At 72.6% G+C, this 20,337-nt stretch carries 16 protein-coding genes; 3 read left to right on the forward strand and 13 right to left on the reverse strand.

The features are described 5' to 3' along the window. Positions 1-57: 57 nt before the first annotated feature. The 4 genes from ABZX96_RS27120 to ABZX96_RS27135 all read right to left on the reverse strand — a co-directional run bounded on the left by ABZX96_RS27120 (position 58) and on the right by ABZX96_RS27135 (position 4,222). Entirely contained in the window at positions 58-948 is an 891-nt protein-coding gene (locus ABZX96_RS27120) for a carbohydrate ABC transporter permease (RefSeq protein ID WP_355549463.1), read from the reverse strand. Positions 949-998: 50 nt separating this feature from the next. Further along, positions 999-1,922 carry a sugar ABC transporter permease gene (locus tag ABZX96_RS27125; protein WP_355549414.1) on the reverse strand — a complete coding sequence of 308 codons (924 nt, stop codon included), beginning with the start codon at positions 1,920-1,922 and terminating at the stop codon, positions 999-1,001. Further along, a complete protein-coding gene (locus tag ABZX96_RS27130; protein WP_355549465.1) occupies positions 1,919-3,223 on the reverse strand; it encodes an extracellular solute-binding protein in 1,305 nt (434 codons plus the stop codon). The genes ABZX96_RS27125 and ABZX96_RS27130 overlap by 4 nt, the downstream gene beginning before the upstream one ends. Positions 3,224-3,472: 249 nt before the next feature. Then, positions 3,473-4,222, reverse strand: a complete 750-nt coding sequence (locus ABZX96_RS27135; RefSeq protein WP_355549416.1) for a hypothetical protein — start codon at positions 4,220-4,222, stop codon at positions 3,473-3,475. A gap of 4 nt (positions 4,223-4,226) precedes the next feature. Here ABZX96_RS27135 and ABZX96_RS27140 point away from each other — a divergent pair, with 4 nt between their 5' ends. Further along, complete coding sequence (locus ABZX96_RS27140; RefSeq protein WP_355549418.1) at positions 4,227-4,523, forward strand: SSI family serine proteinase inhibitor; 297 nt, start codon at positions 4,227-4,229, stop codon at positions 4,521-4,523. A 269-nt stretch (positions 4,524-4,792) separates the two neighbouring features. Here the strand turns inward: ABZX96_RS27140 and ABZX96_RS27145 are convergent, their stop codons facing one another. The 3 genes from ABZX96_RS27145 to ABZX96_RS27155 form a co-directional block, all read right to left on the reverse strand. Further along, positions 4,793-6,214, reverse strand: coding sequence for a DUF5685 family protein (locus ABZX96_RS27145; RefSeq protein WP_355549419.1), 1,422 nt, complete (start codon positions 6,212-6,214; stop codon positions 4,793-4,795). Positions 6,215-6,704: 490 nt separating this feature from the next. Next, a complete protein-coding gene (locus ABZX96_RS27150) occupies positions 6,705-6,995 on the reverse strand; it encodes a DUF3039 domain-containing protein (RefSeq protein ID WP_355549420.1) in 291 nt (96 codons plus the stop codon). After that, the gene (locus ABZX96_RS27155; protein WP_355549421.1) at positions 6,982-8,178 is read right to left on the reverse strand and encodes an MFS transporter; all 1,197 of its coding nucleotides are present in this window, start codon (positions 8,176-8,178) and stop codon (positions 6,982-6,984) included. Before ABZX96_RS27155 ends, ABZX96_RS27150 begins: the two co-directional genes overlap by 14 nt. A gap of 304 nt (positions 8,179-8,482) precedes the next feature. On the opposite strand from ABZX96_RS27155, the gene ABZX96_RS27160 reads away from it, so the two are divergent. Beyond that, positions 8,483-9,655: a LysR family transcriptional regulator gene (locus tag ABZX96_RS27160; RefSeq protein WP_355549422.1), complete on the forward strand. Its 1,173-nt coding sequence runs from the start codon at positions 8,483-8,485 to the stop codon at positions 9,653-9,655. Between the two features lie 83 nt (positions 9,656-9,738). Here the strand turns inward: ABZX96_RS27160 and ABZX96_RS27165 are convergent, their stop codons facing one another. Further along, on the reverse strand, positions 9,739-10,329 hold the full coding sequence (locus tag ABZX96_RS27165) for a YqgE/AlgH family protein (protein WP_355549424.1): 591 nt from the start codon (positions 10,327-10,329) through the stop codon (positions 9,739-9,741). A gap of 503 nt (positions 10,330-10,832) precedes the next feature. Between ABZX96_RS27165 and murA the strand changes: the two genes are divergently transcribed. Beyond that, complete coding sequence (murA, locus tag ABZX96_RS27170; protein WP_355549426.1) at positions 10,833-12,173, forward strand: UDP-N-acetylglucosamine 1-carboxyvinyltransferase; 1,341 nt, start codon at positions 10,833-10,835, stop codon at positions 12,171-12,173. A gap of 1,120 nt (positions 12,174-13,293) precedes the next feature. Here murA and ABZX96_RS27175 read toward each other — a convergent pair. The 5 genes from ABZX96_RS27175 to ABZX96_RS27195 all read right to left on the reverse strand — a co-directional run bounded on the left by ABZX96_RS27175 (position 13,294) and on the right by ABZX96_RS27195 (position 19,651). Then, the gene (locus tag ABZX96_RS27175) at positions 13,294-13,575 is read right to left on the reverse strand and encodes an HU family DNA-binding protein (protein WP_007382399.1); all 282 of its coding nucleotides are present in this window, start codon (positions 13,573-13,575) and stop codon (positions 13,294-13,296) included. Positions 13,576-13,885: 310 nt separating this feature from the next. Then, positions 13,886-15,319, reverse strand: coding sequence for an NAD-dependent malic enzyme (locus ABZX96_RS27180; protein ID WP_355549428.1), 1,434 nt, complete (start codon positions 15,317-15,319; stop codon positions 13,886-13,888). Positions 15,320-15,807: 488 nt separating this feature from the next. Then, positions 15,808-18,198 carry a UvrD-helicase domain-containing protein gene (locus tag ABZX96_RS27185; RefSeq protein ID WP_355549429.1) on the reverse strand — a complete coding sequence of 797 codons (2,391 nt, stop codon included), beginning with the start codon at positions 18,196-18,198 and terminating at the stop codon, positions 15,808-15,810. Positions 18,199-18,374: 176 nt separating this feature from the next. Further along, the gene (locus tag ABZX96_RS27190) at positions 18,375-19,115 is read right to left on the reverse strand and encodes a zf-HC2 domain-containing protein (RefSeq protein WP_355549431.1); all 741 of its coding nucleotides are present in this window, start codon (positions 19,113-19,115) and stop codon (positions 18,375-18,377) included. Next, a complete protein-coding gene (locus ABZX96_RS27195) occupies positions 19,112-19,651 on the reverse strand; it encodes a sigma-70 family RNA polymerase sigma factor (RefSeq protein WP_355549433.1) in 540 nt (179 codons plus the stop codon). The genes ABZX96_RS27190 and ABZX96_RS27195 overlap by 4 nt, the downstream gene beginning before the upstream one ends. Positions 19,652-20,337: the final 686 nt, after the last annotated feature.

The raw sequence follows: 20,337 nt of genomic DNA on the forward strand, positions 1-20,337 counted from the left end.
TCCGCAAGTGCGGGCCGTCCTTCCGCTCGTGCGCGCCGTCCTCCGAGTGCGGCGGCATCAGTCCTTCACCGCCCCTCCCAACCCCGAGACCAGCCGCCGCTGGACGCAGACGAAGAAGATCAGGACGGGGATGGTCATCACGGTGGACGCGGCCATGATGCCGCCCCAGTCGTTCTCGTCGGGCTTGAAGAAGACGAGCAGGGCCATGGGGAGGGTGGAGTTCTCGGTGGCGCTGATGATGAACGACTTGGCGAACAGGAAGTCGTTCCAGGTGGAGATGAACGAGAAGACGCTGGTCGCGACGAGTCCGGGGAAGACGAGCGGGAACAGGATCTGCCACAGGAAGCGGGCCCGGCTCGCGCCGTCGAGGGCGGCGGCCTCCTCCAGCGCGGGCGGCACGGCCTTGACGAAGCCGCGCAGCATCCAGATGGCGAACGGCAGCGAGAACGCCAGGTGCGGCAGGATCAGCGAGCCCAGCGTGTTCAGGCCGATGCCCGGCACCGCGTCGCCCACGTCCCGCATCAGGAAGAACAGCGGGATGGTCAGCGCCTCCACCGGCACCATCTGCGCGACCAGGAACATGATCAGCAGGGTGGTGCGGAAGCGGAATTTGAAGCGGGTGACGGCGGTCGCCGCCAGGAAGGCGATCAGCGCCGAGAGGACGACCACCACGCCCGCCACGAACAGGCTGTTCAGGAAGTAGCGCCCGAAGTCCTGCTGCTGGAAGACCCGCCGGAAGGAGTCGAGGGTGGGTTCCAGCGTCCAGGGGCGCGGCTCGGTGGACTGCACCTCGCCCGCGGGTTTGAAGGCCGACAGCACCATCCAGTAGAGCGGGAAGGCGACGACGGCGGCGATCAGCAGCGCCCCGGCCTCGGCGGCCAGCCGCCAGGGCCGCCGCACCAGCGGCCGGCGGCGTCGCGGGGCCCCCGCGCCGTCCGCAGGGCGCACCTCGGTCACGGCGTCCGCGCCGCGCGTGTCGGCGACGGTCGGTGTCTCGCTCACAGCTCCTCCCCCTGGCGGCGCAGCAGGCGCAGATAGACGAGCGTCACGCCGAGCAGCATCAGCAGCATCACGACGCCGATCGCCGAGCCGAGGCTGTACTGCGAGGACGCGAACGCCTTTTGGTACCCGTAGACGTTGAGGACGAGGTTCTGGCCGGCGATGCCGCCTCCGTTCGTCATCACGTAGATCTGCGTGAAGATCTTGAAGTCCCAGATGACGGATTGGATGGTGACGACGACGAGGATGGGCCGCAGCATCGGCGCGAGGACGCCGCGCCAGATGCGCCACTGGGAGGCGCCGTCCAGCGCCGCCGCCTCCAGCACCTCGCCGGGGACGGCCTTGATGCCCGCGTAGACGGTCACCATGACGAACGGGAACGACGTCCAGACGACTTCGAGGAAGACCAGGGCGAAGGCGCTGAAGCGCCCGTACGTCCAGGAGAAGTCCTCGAAACCGGTCAGGCCGAGCCACACCAGGACCTTGTTGACCGGCCCGAAGTCCGGGTCGAAGAGGAAGACCCAGACGGTGGAGCCGGTGATGGCGGGGGTCGCCCAGGCGCCGAGCGCGGCCAGCATCACGGCCAGCCGCGGCACGACACGGATGCGGGTCAGCAGCACCGCCAGCGCGCAGCCCACCGCGAGGGTGCCGACGACGCAGGCCGCGGCGAACAGCACGGTGGTGAGCAGGACCTGCCAGAACTGCCCGTCCCCGAACAGTTCGGCGTAGTTGTCCAGCCCCTTGAAGGTCGTCGGCTGGCCGCCGCTGACCTGCGCCTGGTCGTATTCCAGGAAGGAGATCAGCCCGAGCTGGTAGATCGGGTAGACGAGCAGGCCGCCCAGCACCACCAGCGCGGGGGCGAGGTAGAGCCAGGGCGTCCAGCCGCCCGAGCGCCGCCGGGCGAGGGCGTTGGCGGTGCTCACTTCTTGAATGCCTCGTCCATCTTCTTGGCGGCGTCGTCGGCCGCCGCGTCCAGCTCCTTACGGCCGCTGACGATCTCCTGGAACATCGTCGGCAGGACGAGCGAGGAGTCGATGGCGCCCCAGGCCGGCGAGGCCGGGACGAACTTGGCGCCCGCGTCCAGCGTCTTCACGAAGGGCTCGACGAACGGTTCCTTCTTCGCCGCCTCGGCCCGCACGTCCGTGTACGTCGGCAGGAAGCCCATGGCGTCGAACAGGGCGCGCTGGGTCTTCTTCCCGGCCAGCTCCTTCATCAGGTCCACCGCCAGCGTGCGGTGCGAACTGCTCTTGAGCACGCCGATGTTGTTCCCGCCCGCGAACGCCGGGGCGATCTCGCCCTTCTTCACGCCGGGCAGCGGCACCACCGCGTACTTGCCCTTGACCTTGCCGTCCTCCATGGCCTGGTGGCTGAAGTCGCCGCCGATGGCCATGCCCGCCTTTCCGGACGCGAAGGCGGTGACGGTGTCGTTGCCGCCCATGTCGGCGCACTTGGAGGCCGGGCAGTTGTCGTCTTTGAACAGGTCGGTGTACGCCTTGATGCCGTCCTTGGCCTTGGCGTCGTTGATCGCGGCGGTGTACGTGCCGTCCTTGCCGGTGGCCAGTTCGCCGCCGTGCGCCCAGACGAAGGGCAGTGCGCCGTACGTGTACGCGCCACCGACCGCCAGGCCGTACAGCTCCGGCCGCTCCTTGCGGATCTTCTTCGCGGCGGCGGCGACCTCGGCCTGGGTGGTGGGCACCGGGATCTTCAGGTCCTTGAAGACGTCGGTCCGGTAGTACAGCGCGCGGACGCCGACGAACAGCGGGGCGCCGTAGACCTTGCCGTCCACGGTGACCGAGTCCTTGGCCGTCGGGTCGGCGTCCTTGGCCTCCGGCCAGGCGCCGAACTCCTTGGTGACGTCGGCCAGTCCGCCGTCCTTGACGTAGCCGGCCGTGTCGGTGTTGCCGTACTCGATGACGTCGGGCGCGCTCTTCGGGTCGTTGAACGCGGCCTTGATGCGCTGCGCGCGGGTGTCGACCGGGATGTAGTCCACGGTGACGTCGACATCCTTGTGCCGGGACTTGAAGGCCGTCACCGCCTGCTGGACGACCTCCTCCTTCGGCTTGTTGTTGACCTCCTGGAAGAGCCAGACCCGCACGGTGCCGGTCTTGGTGTCCTCTTTGGCGCTGGTGTCGGAGGTGGACGGCGCGCAGGCGGTGGCGACGAGCCCCGCGAGGGCAACGCCCGTGACGGAGGCGACGATCCGGGGCGGTAGGCGACGGGACATCCGGGAAGACGGCTGCATGATGGGGACCCTCCCTAGCGGCGTTGCAGCATACGCAACGAGCGTTTCGCGCTGCACAATTCTCAGGAGGCTAAGCGGGGTCGGCGTCCCCCACAAGAGCCGACCGAAGGTCTCCACCACTCCGTGATCAGCGAGAGCGCCCCGCGCAACGCCGGACCCGGCGACACGCCACCAGTGGCCCACAATCCGCCCCGGAACGCCCCGACATGACTATCCATGAGGCGTATACGCCTACTCGAAGGATGGTCCTATGCGTCTCAGCTCCGTACGAACCGCCGTACTCCCCGCCGTCGCCCTGGGCCTGCTGCCCCTCACCGGGTCGGCCGCCCTCGCGACCCCCCAGCCGTCGGGTTCCGGAGGCGTGGGCTGGCCGTTCTCGGGGACGGGGGGCTCCGCACCCAGCGGCGACAGCGATCCCTCGGAGAACGGTAGGAAAATCACCTTTTCACCGCCGGGACTTGGGCCGTCCCAGGGGAACGGCACACAGGCGAGAGACCAGAAGCAGGGCACCTTCAGGAAGGAAGGAGCCTCGGCGCAGGACGGGAAGAGGCCGGGCGGGCACAGCGGCGGCGGCGCACCCGGGCGGGAGACGGGGGAAGCCGGGAGAGAGTCCGAGAGGGAGGCCAGAGAGGCCCGGAAGGACTCCGAGAGGGAGAGGAAGGAGTTCAGGAAGGAGCACCAGAGGGAGGCCCAGCGGGAGTCCGGGAGGAAGGCCTCCTCGCCCGGGGCCACCGGGAGGGACGGCGCGGCCTCGTCCGCCTCCCCGGGATCGCCTTCGGCCGCGTCCCCGGGGGCGCCCTCGTCCGCATCGCCAGAGTCGTCCTCGCCCGCATCGCCGGAATCGTCGGCCGCGTCCCCGGGGGCGCCCTCGGCGGGTACTCCGCTCCCCACCGGGGCCGCGAGCCGCCCGCCGGCGGAGTCCGGCTCGCCGGGCCGCCCCTCCACGGCCGCCGCGAAGGAACCCCGCGGGTCGTTCACCATCACCGTGCACTCCGGCCCCGACACCACCGGCAAGGTGCTGCGCACCACCAAACTCACCTGCACCCCCGACGGCGGCAACCACCCCCAGCCGGCCAAGTCCTGCAAGGCCATCGGCAAGGCGGACGGCGACTTCTCGCACCTGGCGCGCGTCGACCGCCCCTGCACGATGATCTACCAGCCGGTCACCGTCGTGGCCCACGGCACCTGGAAGGACAAGCCCTCCGGCTTCGCCCGCACCTACCCCAACCAGTGCGTCGCCGGCTCGGAGAGCGGGGGCGTGTTCGATCTCGGGAAGCGGTGAGGGGGGCGGCCGTGGGCGGTGCGAGTTGACGGCACATCAATCTCGTCGGCTGCTGAGGGGGTTAGGGCAAGGGCCCTGACCCCGCTCCACGAACGCGCGGAAAGGTCCGCCCCCGATGGTGGGGGCGGACCTTTTCGCGCCCGGCGGTGGTTACCGGCGGGCCTTTCCGCGCCCGGCGCCGACGGCCTTTCACGCGCTACGTCGGCGAACGCGGTCCGGATCCTGGGATTCGGGCGGTCCCTTCCGGCGTTCCGGGCCCCTGCCCCTCATCAGCAGCCGCAGTCGCAGCCGCACCCGTCGCAGCAGCAGCCATCACAGCAGTCGCAACCGTCACAGCAATCGCAGCAGTCGCAGGACTGGCAGCACCCCTCGCGCTTCTGCCGCGACCACGGCCCCTCGTACTCCGAGGCGCAGCAGACCTGGCAGGTGCAGCACAGCCCGATGGCGACCGCGCACCCCGCCCAGAAGCCGCGCGGCACCTTCGGCTTCTGGGGAGGGCGGGGCGCTCCTCCGAACCCGAAGCCGCCCGGGTCTCCGCCGTGGCCGCCTCCATGGCCGTCGCCGGGCCCGCCGGGCAGGACGGGGTCACCGACGTAGGGCTGCCGCGGGCCGTTGAGGTGCTGCGGCGCGTGCACGTACGAGGTACCGGCCGGGGCTTGGACGTATTGCGGGGGCTGTCCGGCGTACCGCGGGGGCTGGCCGGGCAGCGGCGGGTGGCCGTCGCCGTGGTGGGGGCCACCGTGCTGGTGCGGGGAACCGTCCTGGCCGCCGTACATGCCTGCCCCGGAGCCGCCCTCTCCCCCGGCGGACGGCCTCCGTCCCGTGAGGGAGCAGGAGGACGTGCCGAAGGCGCGGTCCACCGAGCGCCGCAGTTCGTGCACCAGCAGGGCGTGCACCAGGGCGGAGTCGGCGAACTCCACGTCGCGCAGCGCGAGGCGGATGCCGTGCAGCGCGTCGTCGCAGAGGCGGCGGGCCTCGGCGGTGGTGGCGCCCGTGGCGGTGAGCGGGTTCCAGGCGCCCTCGGCGGCGTCCGCCGCGCGGTCCTCCACGGCGTCCAAGAGGTGGGCCAGCCGGCCGAAGAGCCGCCCGGCCTCGGCCAGGGGCGCGGCGTTGCCCGGTCGGCCCGCCAGTACGGCGGTGTGCGCGAAGGCCGCGGCGGTGGCCGTCTCGGTGGGCTCGGTGATGACCGTCAGCGGCGTGCCCGGCCCGGCCAGTTCCTCGATGCCCACCTGGCGGTCCACCGCGTCGACGAGGACGGCCGTGTCGAAGCCGAGCGTGGCTCCGGTGCGCGCCCCGGCCCGGTCCCAGCTCGCGGCGACCCTGCGGGCCGCGACGGCCACCGGACGGCGGCGCAGCAGCCCGTTGCGGTCCGCGACGTGATCCCGGATCTTGGCCGACGCGAGCACCAGCGACACCGACGCGGCGAGCCGGGCGCCCTCGCCCTGGGCCACCGACGCGGTCCGCATACCCCGCAGCGGGCAGGGCCCGGCGGTGCGGCGGCGCTCGGCGGCCGTACCGGCCTGGGCGTCCACCAGGGCGGAGACGATCAGCCCGTCGTAGTTCGTGACCACCCGGGCGAACTGCCCGTGATCACTGCGCAACGCGAGGCAGAGGCCGCACAGATGGGCCATCCACTCCGTTCTGAGTCCCTGGGTGAGGCGATGGGTGCAGGGCCTGACGATTCCGAACATGCGCGAATGAACCCCCGTGAAGCGTCGGTGTGGATCGACAGCGACCTGGATGGTAGCCACCGGGAACGCCGGGGCCTCAGCCGCGGTGGGCTTCGCGGGGGCGGGGGCACGCGCGTCGGGCGCGGTGGGCACGGTCGGCTTCGCGGGGGCGCACGGGGACCAAGCCGCTCATACGCCACCGTGATCGCCGGGTCCGGGACAGCCCCGGCGCGCACAGGGCACGCGCCTCGGCCGCCTCCCGCCGGGGCCCGCCAACGACAACGTCGGCCCCCGGAACCTCGATCAGGTTCCGGGAGCCGACGTCACGGGTGGTGCCGGGTGTGCCGACGGCACGGCGTCCTTCGACGGGGACGGCGCCCTACGACGGGACGACGTTCTCCGACGGGGAGGGCTCAGCGGACCCGGAAGCCGGGTCCGCACGGCACACCGGCGCCCTCGGCCGTCCGTTGTCCGTCCGGAGCGGGCCTGGCGCGCGCGGGCCGCGTCGGGGCTACTTCTTGCCGCCCTTGCCGCCCTTGTCGTCGCCGCCGCCGACGCCCATGGACTCGTAGATCTCCTTGCACATCGGGCAGACCGGGTACTTCTTCGGGTCGCGGCCCGGTACCCAGACCTTGCCGCAGAGCGCGACGACGGGCGTCCCGTCCAGGGCGCTCGCCATGATCTTGTCCTTCTGGACGTAGTGGGCGAAGCGCTCGTGGTCGCCGTCGCCGTTCGACACCTGGGGCGTCGGCTCTACGAGGGTTCCCGTTCCTGCCCCGCGCTCGGGCTCAAGAGTGCTCATAACCGTCAAGGGTACCGACGCGCACCCCATGCCGGGAGCGTCGGCTTGCCCACATGTGGAGGGCGAGTCCGAGGGCCGCGATCCCGGCCGCCGCCCACGGCAGCGCGGCCGGCGCCACGCCCGCGCCGAGCGCCAGCCCGCCCAGCGCGGAACCGGCCGCGCTGCCCAGGTAGAGCGCCGAGTTGTTGAGGGCGAGCGCCACCGTGCCACGGTCGTCCCGCAGTGCGAGGAGGCGGTGCTGCTGGGGCACCTGGAGCGCCCAGCCCGCGGCGCCCCAGATCACCAGGGCGGCAGCCGCCGCGAGCGGCACCGGAGCGAGCGCCGGAAGCAGCGCCTGGGCCCCGGCGATGGCCGCCATCACCACGCCGACCAGCGCCGCGACCCCGCCGCGCCGCCCGCTCCCGGCCGTACGGTCCACCAGCGGCCCGGCCGCCAGGCTGCCCAGCACCCCGCCGATCCCCCACGCCCACAGGTACGGGGCGACCTCGCGCACCCGGCCCGCGTCGGCCAGGACGGGCGCCAGGTACGTGTAGAGGCCCAGGCTCGCCACCGCAGCCAGGAAGGACACCCCGACGACCGGCGCCACCCGCCGGTCGGTGACCGCCGCCAGCCGGGCCCGCACGGACACGGCCGGGTCGGCGGGCACCGGCGGCAGCAACGCGACCAGCCCCACCAGCGCGACCGCGCCCAACGCCGTGACCAGCCACATCGTGGACCGCCACCCCGCCCGCTCGGCCAGCAGCACGCCCACCGGGACGCCCAGCACCGTCCCCGTACTCATGCCGCCCATGACGAGCGCCAGCGCCCGCCCGCGCCGCTCGGGACCGGCCAGCGCGGAGGCCGCGGCCGTGGACAGCGCCGAGTAGACGCCGGCGCCGGCCCCGGCGACCACCCGCGCGGCGAGCAGCACCCCCAGCGAGGGCGCCAGCGCCGTCGCGGCGTTCCCGAGCGTGAACACCGCGAGCGCGACCACGATCCACGTACGCGGACTCATCCCGCCGCGCGCGCCCGCGACCAGGGGCGCGGCGATCGCGTACGCCAACGTGAAGACGGTGACCATCTGCCCGGCCAGCGAGACCGTCGTCCCCAGGTCGTCCGCGACGACGGGCAGCAGCCCCGCCATGACATACGCGTCGAGCCCCAGGGTGAACGCCCCCAGGGCCAGCAGCCAGACCTTCCGCATCGAGTGCAACTCCGCTCAGCTCCCGTGATCATCTGTGATCGTCCGTGGTCGTCCGCGCTGTCTTCGTGGTCGTCCGTGGTGGTGTTCGTGGCCGTTTGCGAACGGCCGTGATCGGCGCGCGGCGCGCCTCCGGGGCCGTCACGACCGGGACCGCATACAGGCAGCGGACAGCGCCCCGGCCGTTCGAGACGACCGTGTCCGTCCCGGCGCGACCCGCGTCCGTCCGAAGCAGCGACGACGGAAACGTAGGGAGTCTCCGGAAGGTGGGGGAAATGCCGACGGGGACCTTTTATGTTCAGGAGGCATGAACGCCTTTCGGGACGGCCACGAGGACCTCACGCTGGACGCGCTCCTGAGCGCGGCCACAGCCCCGACGACCGACCCGGCCGCCGACCCGACCACCGACCTGTTCCCGGACCCGGCCACCGGCCCGGCCACCGTCTCGGACGACGCCCTCCGCGTCCTCGACACCGTGGAGCTGCGGCACCTGCGGGCCTTCGTCACCGTCGCCGAGGAGCGCAGCTTCACCCACGCCGCCGACCGGCTGTACGTCGGCCAGCCCACCCTGACCCGCACCATCCGCGCCCTGGAACGCACCCTCGGCACCCGGCTCCTTGACCGCACCACCCGCCGCGTGGAGCCGACCGAGGCCGGTCAGCGCCTTTACGACGCCCTCGCGCCGCTGCTCGGCCGGCTGGCCGACGCGCTGCGCGCCCCCGGCGTGCCGCCGGTCCTGCGCCTCGGGTTCACCTCGCTCCTGCCGGACGCCTGCGGGCGGATCAGCACGGAGTTCGAGGCGGCGACCGGCTCCGGCGTCCGCCTGGTGCGCCGGGACACGCCCCTGGCGGGCCTGGAGTCCGGCGCGGCGGACGTCGCCGTGCTGCGCGGGGAGGCGCCTCCGGGCGCGCGGGTCCGCACACGGGTGCTGCTGTACGAGCCCCGGGTGGCGGTGGTGGCCCGCGCGGAGACGAGCGAGACGGCGGGACGCGGCCCGGCCACGGCCACGGCCCACCACGGACGCGGGACCGCCCGGGCCCACCACGGACGCGGAAGCACCCCGGCATCCGCGCCCACCGGCCCGCACCCCGCCGCCCGCGCCCTGCGCGCCATCGCCCGCCGCCGCGTCCTGGACTGGGCCGAGCTGGCGGACCTCCCGCTCGTCGTGAACACCGTGACGGGTACCACCCGCCCCGATCTCTGGCCCGAGGGCCGCCGCCCGCGCCCGGTGTGCACGGCCGACAACTTCGACGAGTGGCTGGAGGCGGTGGCCGCCGGCCACGGCGTCGGCGTGGCCCCGGAGCCGGTGGCCCAGCGCCACACCCACCCCGGGCTCCGCTTCCTGCGCCTCAAGAACGCGCCACCGGTACCGGTCCGCCTGGCGATCCCCGCCCGCGGGGCCCACCCCCTGGCGGAGCGCTTCTTCCGGCTGGCCGGGCCGGAACCGTCACCTGACGCCTGGGCGCCTGGACGCCTATAGGAAGCACGGCGCCGGCCGCCCCGAAGAGTCCGGCACCGGCCCCGCGGCTGATTCGGAGCCCCGCGGCCAATTCCGGGCCCCGGCTAATTCAGCGACGGATCATCCGGATACGTCGCCACCATCGCCAGCTCGTTCCGCTGCCGCCGCAGCACCGCCCGCCACAGCCGTTCGGGGGCGGGCGAGGAGACGTCGCCCGGTTCGGACTCGACGACGTACCAGGCGCCCTCGACGAGCTCGTCCTCCAACTGGCCGGGACCCCACCCGGCGTACCCGGCGAAGATCCGCAGACTGCCGAGGACGGTGGCCAGCAGCTCCGGCGGGGCCTCCAGGTCGACCAGGCCGATCGCGCCGTGCACCCGGCGCCAGCCCAGCGGCCCGTCCCCCGGCCGCGCGCCCTCGGGGTCCTCCGGGCCTCCCGGCACCACCGCCACCCCCAGCGCGGAGTCCAGTGACACCGGGCCGCCCTGGAAGACGACGCCGGGCTCCCCGGTCAGGGGCGCCCAGGTCTCCAGGATGTCGCCGACCCCGACGGGGGTCGGGCGGTTGAGGACCACGCCGAGGGAGCCTTCCTCGTCGTGGTCGAGGATCAGCACCACCGCGCGCTCGAAGTTCGGGTCGGCGAGCGCCGGCGTGGCGACGAGCAGCCGGCCGGTGAGCGAGGACACCTCGGTCATGGGCACATGATCCCGCACTTCCCACCCCTCCGGGGAGTCAACGGCCGGACCCGAGTGCGACCGGTACCGGACACGTACGGACCGGGGGCCGCACGGCGGACCGCCGGGTACGGACGCGGCTCGCGCGGCGGCCCCGACCTCGTACGAACGAACCCCGCGACCCCCCGGAACCCTCCGCGACGAGATCCGCGCCACCACAACGGCCCCGCACGCCCCACCCGGAAAACCGGACACACGACACGCGGAGCCACACCCGTGGACAGGAACCATCAGATGACAAAGAAAGGGGACACACAGGGCACCGCACCACCCCCCGCGCCGCCTCGCGCTCCCCCAGGCGCCTCACGCCCCCCGCGCCGCATCACCGTGCGTGGCCCGCCCAGAACGGTACGTGTTGTGACAAAGCCATTACACGCCTGGAGGCCCTACACCCCTGCGGGCACCCCTCGTACCGCGCTTACCATTTCTCATTGGCCCTGCCCGTCTCCAGGAACGCGAGATCCATGACCGACGACGTTTTGCTTGTCCACGGCGGCACCCCGCTTGAGGGCGAGATCCGGGTTCGCGGCGCGAAGAACCTCGTACCCAAGGCCATGGTCGCCGCCCTGCTCGGAAGCGGTCCGAGCCGGCTGCGCAATGTGCCCGACATCCGTGACGTGCGCGTCGTACGCGGGCTGCTCCAGCTCCACGGCGTCACCGTGCGCCCCGGTGAGGAACCCGGCGAGCTCGTCCTCGACCCGTCGCACGTGGAGAGCGCCAACGTCGCGGACATCGACGCGCACGCCGGCTCCTCCCGCATCCCGATCCTGTTCTGCGGCCCGCTGCTGCACCGCCTCGGCCACGCCTTCATCCCCGGCCTGGGCGGCTGCGACATCGGTGGCCGTCCGGTGGACTTCCACTTCGACGTGCTGCGCCAGTTCGGCGCCGTCATCGAGAAGCGCGCCGACGGCCAGTACCTGGAGGCGCCGCAGCGCCTGCGCGGCTGCAAGATCCGCCTGCCGTACCCGTCCGTCGGCTCGACCGAGCAGGTGCTGCTGACCGCCGTCCTGGCGGAGGGCGTCACCGAGCTGTCGAACGCGGCCGTGGAGCCGGAGATCGAGGACCTGATCTGCGTCCTGCAGAAGATGGGCGCGATCATCTCCATGGACACCGACCGGACCATCCGGATCACCGGTGTCGACAAGCTCGACGGCTACACCCACCGCGCCCTCCCGGACCGCCTGGAGGCCGCCTCCTGGGCGTCCGCCGCGCTCGCCACGCACGGCAACATCTACGTGCGCGGCGCGCAGCAGCGCTCGATGATGACCTTCCTGAACACCTACCGGAAGGTCGGCGGCGCCTTCGAGATCGACGACGAGGGCATCCGCTTCTGGCACCCGGGCGGCGCGCTCAACGCCATCGCCCTGGAGACGGACGTGCACCCCGGCTTCCAGACCGACTGGCAGCAGCCGCTGGTCGTGGCGCTGACGCAGGCCACCGGCCTGTCGATCGTCCACGAGACGGTGTACGAGTCCCGGCTCGGCTTCACCTCCGCGCTCAACCAGATGGGCGCGCACATCCAGCTCTACCGCGAGTGCCTGGGCGGCTCCGACTGCCGCTTCGGCCAGCGCAACTTCCTGCACTCGGCGGTCGTCAGCGGCCCCACCAAGCTGCAGGGCGCCGACCTGGTCATCCCCGACCTGCGCGGCGGCTTCTCGTACCTGATCGCGGCGCTGGCGGCGCAGGGGACCTCGCGGGTCCACGGCATCGACCTGATCAACCGCGGCTACGAGAACTTCATGGAGAAGCTGATCTCCCTCGGCGCCCACGTGGAACTCCCGAACGGCCCCGACGGCGACGCCTGACCCGCCCCCCGCGGCCTACGCGCCCGCGCACCACGCCCCAGGGCGGCCCTTCTCTCACGGGGCCGCCCTTCGGCGCATCCGGGCCCGCCACCCGGCCCGCCCGGCCCGCCCGGCCTGCACCAATGGACGACGGCCGGGCAATATCCATCCCGCCCCACCCGCACCAGTGGACGGCGGCCCGCCAAATCAGCCCTCCCCGGCCTGCACCAATGGACGACGGCCCGCCAAAATCCACCCCGCCCCACCCGCACCAGTGGGCAGCGGCCCGCCAAATCAGCCCCTCCCCCGCCTGCACCAATGGACGACGGCCCGGCAAATCCACCCCACCCGCACCAATGGACGACGGCCCGGCAAAAACAAGCCCGTCCGGCGATTGAGGACAACGCCCCCGGCGTTCACCGGCATCCAAAGATCACCCGCCACCCGCCCCCGAGCCCGTACCCGCGCTCACCGGGGTGTCCTCAAACGCCGGACGGGCTGAAATGTGGCGAGCCCGGCCCCAAGCACCCGGACGTCCTCAACCGCCGGACAGGCTGGAAAGGGCGGATCCGGCCCGGAAAGGGCAGGCACAGCCCACGGGGGCAGTCGGCAGGTGCGACTCGTCATCCACTCCGTCACCGCGTCCTCAAACGCCGGACGGGCTAAAAATGCCGGGCTCGCCCCGAAGCGTGCGGGCCTCCGCCCCCGGCCCGGCAGGAAAACCGCGGCTCATCACCGCATCCGTCACCGTGTCCTCAACCACCGGGCAGGCTTGAATTCGCCGGGCCCGCCCCCAAACGACACCCCAAGGCCACCAAGCCCCACCAAGGCCCACCAAGCCCCCACCACGCCCCCACACGCCCCGCAGGGCCCCGAAAGCCCCGGGCCTGGCCCGGTAACCCTCCTGACCAGGGGATACGGCGCCCACGCCCCGTACAGCGCCTCCACAGCGGCCCGCGGCCACCAACGCACCCCGCACCAGCAACGGCACCCCGCGGCCCACGGCCGCAAACGCACCCCGCACCACCACCGGCACCCCGGCCGGGCGAAGCCGTACGCACGAGAGGCAGCCACCCCTCAGGGTGGCTGCCTCTCGTGATCAATCAGTGTGTCCGTGCCCCTCGTCCCCGGGGGCCCCGGATCACTTGCCCTTGGCGGCTTCCTTGAGCTTGGAGCCCGCGGAGACCTTCACGCTGTAGCCGGCCGGGATCTGGATCGGGTCGCCGGTCTGCGGGTTGCGCGCGGTGCGAGCGGCACGGTGGGTGCGCTCGAAGGTCAGGAAGCCGGGGATGGTGACCTTCTCGTCGCCCTTGGCGACGATCTCACCGACGGTCTCGGCGAAGGCGGCCAGCACGGCGTCGGCGTCCTTGCGGGTCACCTCGGCGCGGTCGGCCAGAGCGGCCACCAGCTCACTGCGGTTCATGTTTGTACTCCCGTGTTCTTCTTGCCAATGAGGCGTGAGATCGAAGCCGATGCTGCCAGGGCCCTCGGACAGTCCCCGGACCCGGGTCTGCTTGCCAGACCCTCGCGCCCGGGTACGCATCCTGCCCCCACCTGCATCGGGAAAGCCAATCCGGCACCCGTGAGGGTCACACGAAAAGCACCTCAGCCTCGTAGTGGTGACATTCCGCACCGCGCCGCCCCGGGCCGCGCTCCCACCGGTGCGCGGCCGTGTGCCGCCTGGCCACCCTATGGGGGACCGAAAGGCGCGGTGTCACGCGACGCGCCGTGCGTCAGCCCGTCGTGGCGGCCGTCACAGCGCCTCCGGCGGCCTTCGCGGCGTCCCGCACCGCGCCGGCCACCGCGCCCGCGACCTTGTCGTTGAAGACGCTCGGGATGATGTAGTTCGCGTTGAGCTCGTCGTCGTGGACGACGTCGGCCAGCGCGCGGGCGGCGGCCAGCATCATGTCCGTGTTGACCGTGCGGGACTGGGCGTCCAGCAGGCCGCGGAAGACGCCCGGGAAGACCAGCACGTTGTTGATCTGGTTGGGGAAGTCCGAGCGGCCGGTGGCGACGACGGCGGCGCTCTGGCGGGCGACGGCCGGGTCCACCTCGGGGTCCGGGTTGGCCAGCGCGAAGACGATCGCGCCGTCGGCCATCTTGGCCACGTCGTCGCCGTCCAGCACGTTCGGGGCCGAGACGCCGATGAAGACGTCGGCGCCGACCACGGCCTCCTTGAGGGTGCCGGTGATGCCCTCGGGGTTGGTGTTGTCGGCGATCCAGCACAGCGGCGAGTCCGGGTCGGCGTCGACCAGGTCGGCGCGCTTGCGGTGCACCACGCCGTGGATGTCGGCGACGACGGCGTGCCGGACGCCGGCCGCGATCAGGAGCTTGAGGATGGCGGTGCCGGCGGCGCCCGCGCCGGACATGACCACGCGCACGTCCTCGGCCTTCTTGCCGACCACGCGCAGCGCGTTGGTCAGGGCCGCGAGGACGACGATGGCGGTGCCGTGCTGGTCGTCGTGGAAGACGGGGATGTCCAGCGCCTCGCGCAGCCGCGCCTCGATCTCGAAGCAGCGGGGCGCGGAGATGTCCTCCAGGTTGATGCCGGCGAACCCGGGGGCGATGGCCTTGACGATCTCCACGATCGCGTCGGGGTCCTGGGTGTCCAGGCACAGCGGCCAGGCGTCGATACCGGCGAACCGCTTGAAGAGGGCCGCCTTGCCCTCCATGACGGGCAGCGCGGCCTTGGGGCCGATGTTGCCCAGGCCGAGCACCGCGGAGCCGTCCGTGACGACCGCGACGCTGTTGCGCTTGATGGTCAGGCGGCGGGCGTCCTCGGGGTTGTCCGCGATGGCCTGGCAGACCCGGGCGACGCCGGGGGTGTAGATCATCGAGAGGTCGTCGCGGTTCCGGATGGGGTGCTTCGACGACATCTCGATCTTGCCGCCGAGGTGCATCAGGAACGTACGGTCGGAGACCTTGCCGAGGGAGACGCCCTCGATGCCCCTCAGCTTCTCGACGATCTCGTCCGCGTGGGCGGTGGAGGTCGCGGCGATGGTGACGTCGATACGGAGCTTCTCGTGGCCGGAGGCGGTCACGTCGAGGCCGGTGACCGACCCGCCGGAGGACTCCACGGCCGTGGTGAGCTGGCTGACGGCGGTGCCGCTCGCGGGGACTTCCAGTCGCACCGTCATCGAATACGAGACGCTAGGCGCCGTTGCCATGGCCGACTTCCTCTGCTTTCCCTTGTGACTCTCTGTGCCCCGTACCGGGCCCGAGGGGAGGCCAAGGGCCGGAGGGCGTTGTTCGATCGTCCCACCTACCAGCCGGTAGACGGTAACGAGCTACCAGTTTCGGAAAGACAATTCCACCATACGAGAGAGAGTCGGCGGAGGGAAGACCCGCCCGGCGCGAGCGCCGCTCCTCGAAGCCTCCCGGGGAACCCCGCGCCAACGACGACGGGCGCCTTCCGGAGAGGTCCGGAAGGCGCCCGTCGCGCTGATGAGGTGACACCGACCCGCCATGCTCGCCTCGCGGCAAGTGGTCGCTCGCAGCGACTAAGGTTGGGCCCGGGGGCTTGGATCGGGCCGGTGCCACTTACAAGGCTAACAAACCCTTTCCCGGAACGAATCCCGTCCCAGCACTCCCGTTCGACGCCTGGCCCGGAAGCGGTCCGGCCCCGGGATTCCACCCGATCGGCCCCGCCTGCCCCTCAGTCCCTGAGCAGGTCCGGGACCCCCTGCTCGTCCGGCTCGTCGCGGGCGCCGGACAGGACGGTCAGCCGCTGGGTGGCCCGCGTCAGGGCCACGTACAGGACACGCAGCCCGGCCGGGGACTCGTCCGCGATCTCGGCCGGGGAGACCACCAGCGTCGCGTCGTACTCCAGGCCCTTGGCCTCCAGGGAACCGAGCGCCACCACCCGGTCGCCGAGCCCGGACAGCCACGAGCGGGCCTGCTCCCGGCGGTTCATCGCCACGACCACGCCGACGGTGCCGTCCACCTCGGACAGCAGCCGGGCGGCCTCCTCGCGCACGGCGGCGGCCAGCGCCGCGTCGCCGGTGCCGTCCGGCACCGCGAACCGGGGCACCAGGCCCGTGGAGCGGACCGCGGACGGCGCCTGCATGCCCGGCATCGCCAGGGCCAGCACCTTGGCGGCCAGCTCGGCGATCTCGGCCGGGTTGCGGTAGTTGACCGTGAGGGTGAAGCGGCGGCGCGGACGGGCGCCCAGGGCCTCGTCGCGGGCGGCGGCGGCCTCGTCCGGGTCGGACCAGGAGGACTGCGCCGGGTCGCCGACGATCGTCCAGGTGGCGTGCCGGCCGCGGCGGCCGACCATCCGCCACTGCATGGGCGTGAGGTCCTGCGCCTCGTCGACGATGACGTGCGCGTACTCCGTGCGCTCCTCCTCCAGCCGGTCGCGGCGGCCTCGGCCACCCGAGGAGCGGTCGGCGAAGGTGGTCAGCTCCTCCAGGCCGGTGAGCTGGTCCAGCGGGTCGGCCTCGCGCGGCCGGGCGGGCCGGGCCGGGGCGCCCAGGACGAGCTGGAGCTCGTCCAGCAGGGCCACGTCGTGGACCGACAGCGGGCCCTGGCCCGCCGCGTCCAGCCGCCGCAGCGAACGGGCCAGCCGGCCGGCCTCGCGCGGGTTCAGGACCCGGCGCGACCAGCGGGCGAGCCGGCGCTCGTCGGCCATGGCGGCCAGCACCCGGCGCGGGGTCAGCTCGGGCCACCAGGCGTTCAGGAAGTCCGCGAACTCCGGCTCGGTGGTGATGTCCTCGTCGAACGCCTGCCGCGCCTCGGCGGCCAGCTCCGGGTCGGTGTGCCGGGTGGAGGCGCCGGACTTGGACCACAGCGCGTCCAGGATGAGGCGGCGGGCGCGCGGGCGCAGCAGGTTGAGCGGGGCGGTGCCGCCGAGGGCGGCCTGCCGGATGCGGCGCAGTTCGTCCGCGTCCAGCTCGATGCGGGCGCCGAAGGCGACCACGCGCAGCCGGTCGGGCACGGCGCGGCCGTGCGGGGAGCCGCCGTCCTCGTCCTCACCGAAAGCCAGTTGCCCGTCCTGGGCCGCCGGGCGGCCGGTGCCGAGTTCCAGCGCGCCGCGGGCGGCCTTGCGCAGCACCTTCTGCATGCGGCTGGAGCCCTTGATCCGGGCCACGGCGGGGGTGTCGTACGCGGTCGCCTCGGCGCCGTCGACCAGCGAGCCCAGGGCGCGGATGGCGACCTGGCCCTCCTCGCCGAGCGAGGGCAGCACGCCCTCGGTGTAGGCGACCAGCAGCGGGGTCGGGGAGACGACGAGGATGCCGCCCGCGTAGCGGCGGCGGTCCTGGTAGAGGAGGTAGGCCGCGCGGTGCAGGGCGACGGCGGTCTTGCCGGTGCCCGGCCCGCCCTCGACCTCGGTGACGGAGGCGGCGGGGGCGCGCACGACCAGGTCCTGTTCGGCCTGGATGGAGGCGACGATGTCGCGCATGGTGTGGCTGCGGGCCCGGCCCAGCGCGGCCATCAGGGCGCCGTCGCCGACGGCGGGCAGCTCGTGCCCGTCCAGCGTCGCGGTGATCTCCGGACGCATCAGGTCGTCCTCGACGCCGAGCACCCGGCGGCCCTTGGAACGGATCACCCGGCGGCGCACGACCCGGCCCGGCGCCACCGGCGTGGCCCGGTAGAACGGCGCGGCGGCGGGCGCCCGCCAGTCGATGACCAGCGGACTGTAGTCCGCGTCCAGGACGCCGAGCCGCCCGATGTGCAGCGTCTCGGCGATCTCGGCGCGGCCGTCGGTGATCGCGCCGTCGGCGGGCTCGACGGAGGTGTACGCGCCGTCCGGGCCCTTCTCCCCGTCCTTGCCCAGGAGCAGGTCGATGCGGCCGAAGAGGAAGTCCTCGTACTCCGAATTGAGCCGGTGGAGGTGGACGCCGGCCTGGAAGACCTGGGCGTCCCGCTCGGCGAGCGCGCCGGGCGTGCCGACCTGACCCCGTTTGGCGGCGTCGTCCATCAGGAACTCGGCCTCGTGGATCTTCTCCTCAAGACGCTCGTAGACGCGGTCGAGATGCGTCTGCTCGGTTTCGATTTCGCGGTCGCGAACGGAATCCGGCGCGTGCGTGGCGTTCTGCGCGGCCACCCAAGCCCCCTTCTGCTGTGCGTAGGGCAGCCGTCCACCGTACGCGAACCCGGCAACGGACGCACCTGCAGGTCAGCGACCGGACAGCGACCGCGGACGGGGGACGGCGGCGGAGTGCGCGGCTCCGCGGCGGGCGATGCCCCGCGCCCGCCGCGCACCTCGATGGAGGCCCGGCGCTACACCTTGATGGAGGCCAGCCGCTTCCCGTCCAGGGTGCGGACCTCGAAGTGGTCGATGTCGTCGCGGTTCATCGCGGCCCCGCCGTGGGTGTAGAGGGGGTCCCGGTTCCACTTGTAGGCGCCGTCCTTGAGGCCGTAACCCCCTTCGGGGACCGCCCAGGTGGTGACGGTCTGTTCCGCGCCGTTCTTGCCGACCGCGACGAGGTCGCAGGTCAGCGGGCCTTTGACGTTGCCGAGCTTGAGCGCGACATGGGTGCCCCAGGGCTTGGGCTCCATCGAGACGGTCGCCGCGACCTTGGTGACCGGGTCGACGGTCCCGACCTTCTCGCCCCTCCCGTAGCCGGTCTGCGTGTAACCGGACTGGTGCGCCTGTGTGTCGTGCTGCCAGCCGGAGGTCAGCGCGCCGGCGGCCAGCGGCCCGCCGACGATCAGCACCGCCGCGGCGCCCGCCAGGTACAGGCGGCGGCGGTGGCGGGTGCGCCGGGTGGCGGTGACCTCGTCCAGCAGGCCCTCCAGGACGTTCGGGCCGGGGGTCGCGGTGAGCGTCGCGGTGTCCGCGGCGGTGTCCCGGTAGTCGGCCAGGAGCGGGGTCAGTTCCATCAGGTCGTCGAGTTCGGCGCCGCACCGCGCGCAACCGGCGAGGTGCTCCTCGAAACGGGCCGCTTCCGCCGGGGACAGGGCACCGAGCGCGTAGGCACCGACGTCGCTGTGGGGGATCGGCTCTGTGGGCGGGGTCACGCCGTCACTCCTCGTTCTTCGAGCGAAAGCTTCAGGGAGCGCAACGCGTAGAAGACACGGGACCGCACGGTCCCGGCCGGCACACACAGCACCTCCGCCGCCTCGCTGACCGTGCGCCCTTTGAAGTAGGTCTCGATCAGGGCCTCTCGGTGGGCTCGGCTCAGGTCCGCCAGCGCGTCGGAGATCGTCATCAGGCGCAGCGCCCGGTCGATCTCGTCGGCGGCGGGCATCGTCTCCAGCGGGGTGGCGTCCACTTCCTGCGGCCGGGCCTGGCGGCTGCGGTGGCCGTCGATGACGATCCGCCGGGCGACGGTCACCAGCCAGGGGCGGACGGAACCCGTCGCGCGCTGCAACTGGTCCGCGTTGCGCCAGGCGCGCAGCAGCGTCTCCTGGACCACGTCCTCGGCCCGGTGCCGGTCCCCGGCCACCAGGCGCAGAACAAAAGCGAAGAGCGGGCCCGCGTGCTCTTCGTAAAGCGCCCGCATGAGCTCCTCGTCCGGGCTCGTCCGGTCTGCCACGTCGGCATCCTCGCGCACGCCGACCCCCGGGTCGATAGGGCGGAAGCGACATTCGCACGACACGGGAATCAGCCCCCGAATCCGGGCGCGCGCGCCGGTCCGGAAAGGAAAGCGGAGCGGTCGCGGAAGCCACCACCGCGATCAGCCGCCGTCCCGCGAAAAGGCACGGTGGAACATTTCCGTAAGGTCGCCGTGTGCATTTCCGCCACCCCCGTACATGATTCGGCCAACGCCGTTCCCGTCCTTCCAGCGGACGCGCTCTTTTCCCGGCCTTCCCTCATCCCCCGCCTTTCCCTCGTCCCCCTCGGCGGCGGGGGCGCGCGCTGGTCACCACGGGTGGTCGCACACCTCCCGGCGGCCAGGTCCCGCCCGCGCACGTCCGTCCCGTACCCCCGTTCTCCGCCCTCCGAAGACGCGTCCCGGCGGGCCCGATGGGAAATCCTCACTACGGGACTACGGGCCGCCGCGGCAGCGCGACTCAACGCCCGCGGAAGAATCTCGGACCGGCCGCACGGACGCGTTCGCCCGGCCCTCCCGACGACCGGAACGGGTTCCGCGTACGGGACGGAGCACCATCCCCATGACGGCTCCCATATCCCTCCGCCACCCCTTCGGTTCCTTACGTAATTCTTCGGCTCTTTACGTATCGATGTCGGGCCGGTCGGTTACGGATCGAATGGCTTCCATGTTCAGCCCGAATACTG

This window comes from Streptomyces sp. NPDC003077, assembly GCF_040611095.1.
Classification (GTDB): Bacteria; Actinomycetota; Actinomycetes; order Streptomycetales; family Streptomycetaceae; genus Streptomyces.

Bases quoted from the DNA above. Each gene is read 5' to 3' on its own strand.
- ABZX96_RS27130 (WP_355549465.1), bottom strand. From the start codon at position 3,223: ATGTCCCGTCGCCTACCGCCCCGGATCGTCGCCTCCGTCACGGGCGTT.
- ABZX96_RS27175 (WP_007382399.1), bottom strand. From the start codon at position 13,575: ATGAACCGCAGTGAGCTGGTGGCCGCTCTGGCCGACCGCGCCGAGGTG.
- murA (WP_355549426.1), top strand. From the start codon at position 10,833: ATGACCGACGACGTTTTGCTTGTCCACGGCGGCACCCCGCTTGAGGGC.
- ABZX96_RS27135 (WP_355549416.1), bottom strand. From the start codon at position 4,222: ATGGTGAACGACCCGCGGGGTTCCTTCGCGGCGGCCGTGGAGGGGCGG.
- ABZX96_RS27180 (WP_355549428.1), bottom strand. From the start codon at position 15,319: ATGGCAACGGCGCCTAGCGTCTCGTATTCGATGACGGTGCGACTGGAA.
- ABZX96_RS27150 (WP_355549420.1), bottom strand. From the start codon at position 6,995: ATGAGCACTCTTGAGCCCGAGCGCGGGGCAGGAACGGGAACCCTCGTA.
- ABZX96_RS27145 (WP_355549419.1), bottom strand. From the start codon at position 6,214: ATGTTCGGAATCGTCAGGCCCTGCACCCATCGCCTCACCCAGGGACTC.
- ABZX96_RS27155 (WP_355549421.1), bottom strand. From the start codon at position 8,178: ATGCGGAAGGTCTGGCTGCTGGCCCTGGGGGCGTTCACCCTGGGGCTC.
- ABZX96_RS27165 (WP_355549424.1), bottom strand. From the start codon at position 10,329: ATGACCGAGGTGTCCTCGCTCACCGGCCGGCTGCTCGTCGCCACGCCG.
- ABZX96_RS27160 (WP_355549422.1), top strand. From the start codon at position 8,483: ATGAACGCCTTTCGGGACGGCCACGAGGACCTCACGCTGGACGCGCTC.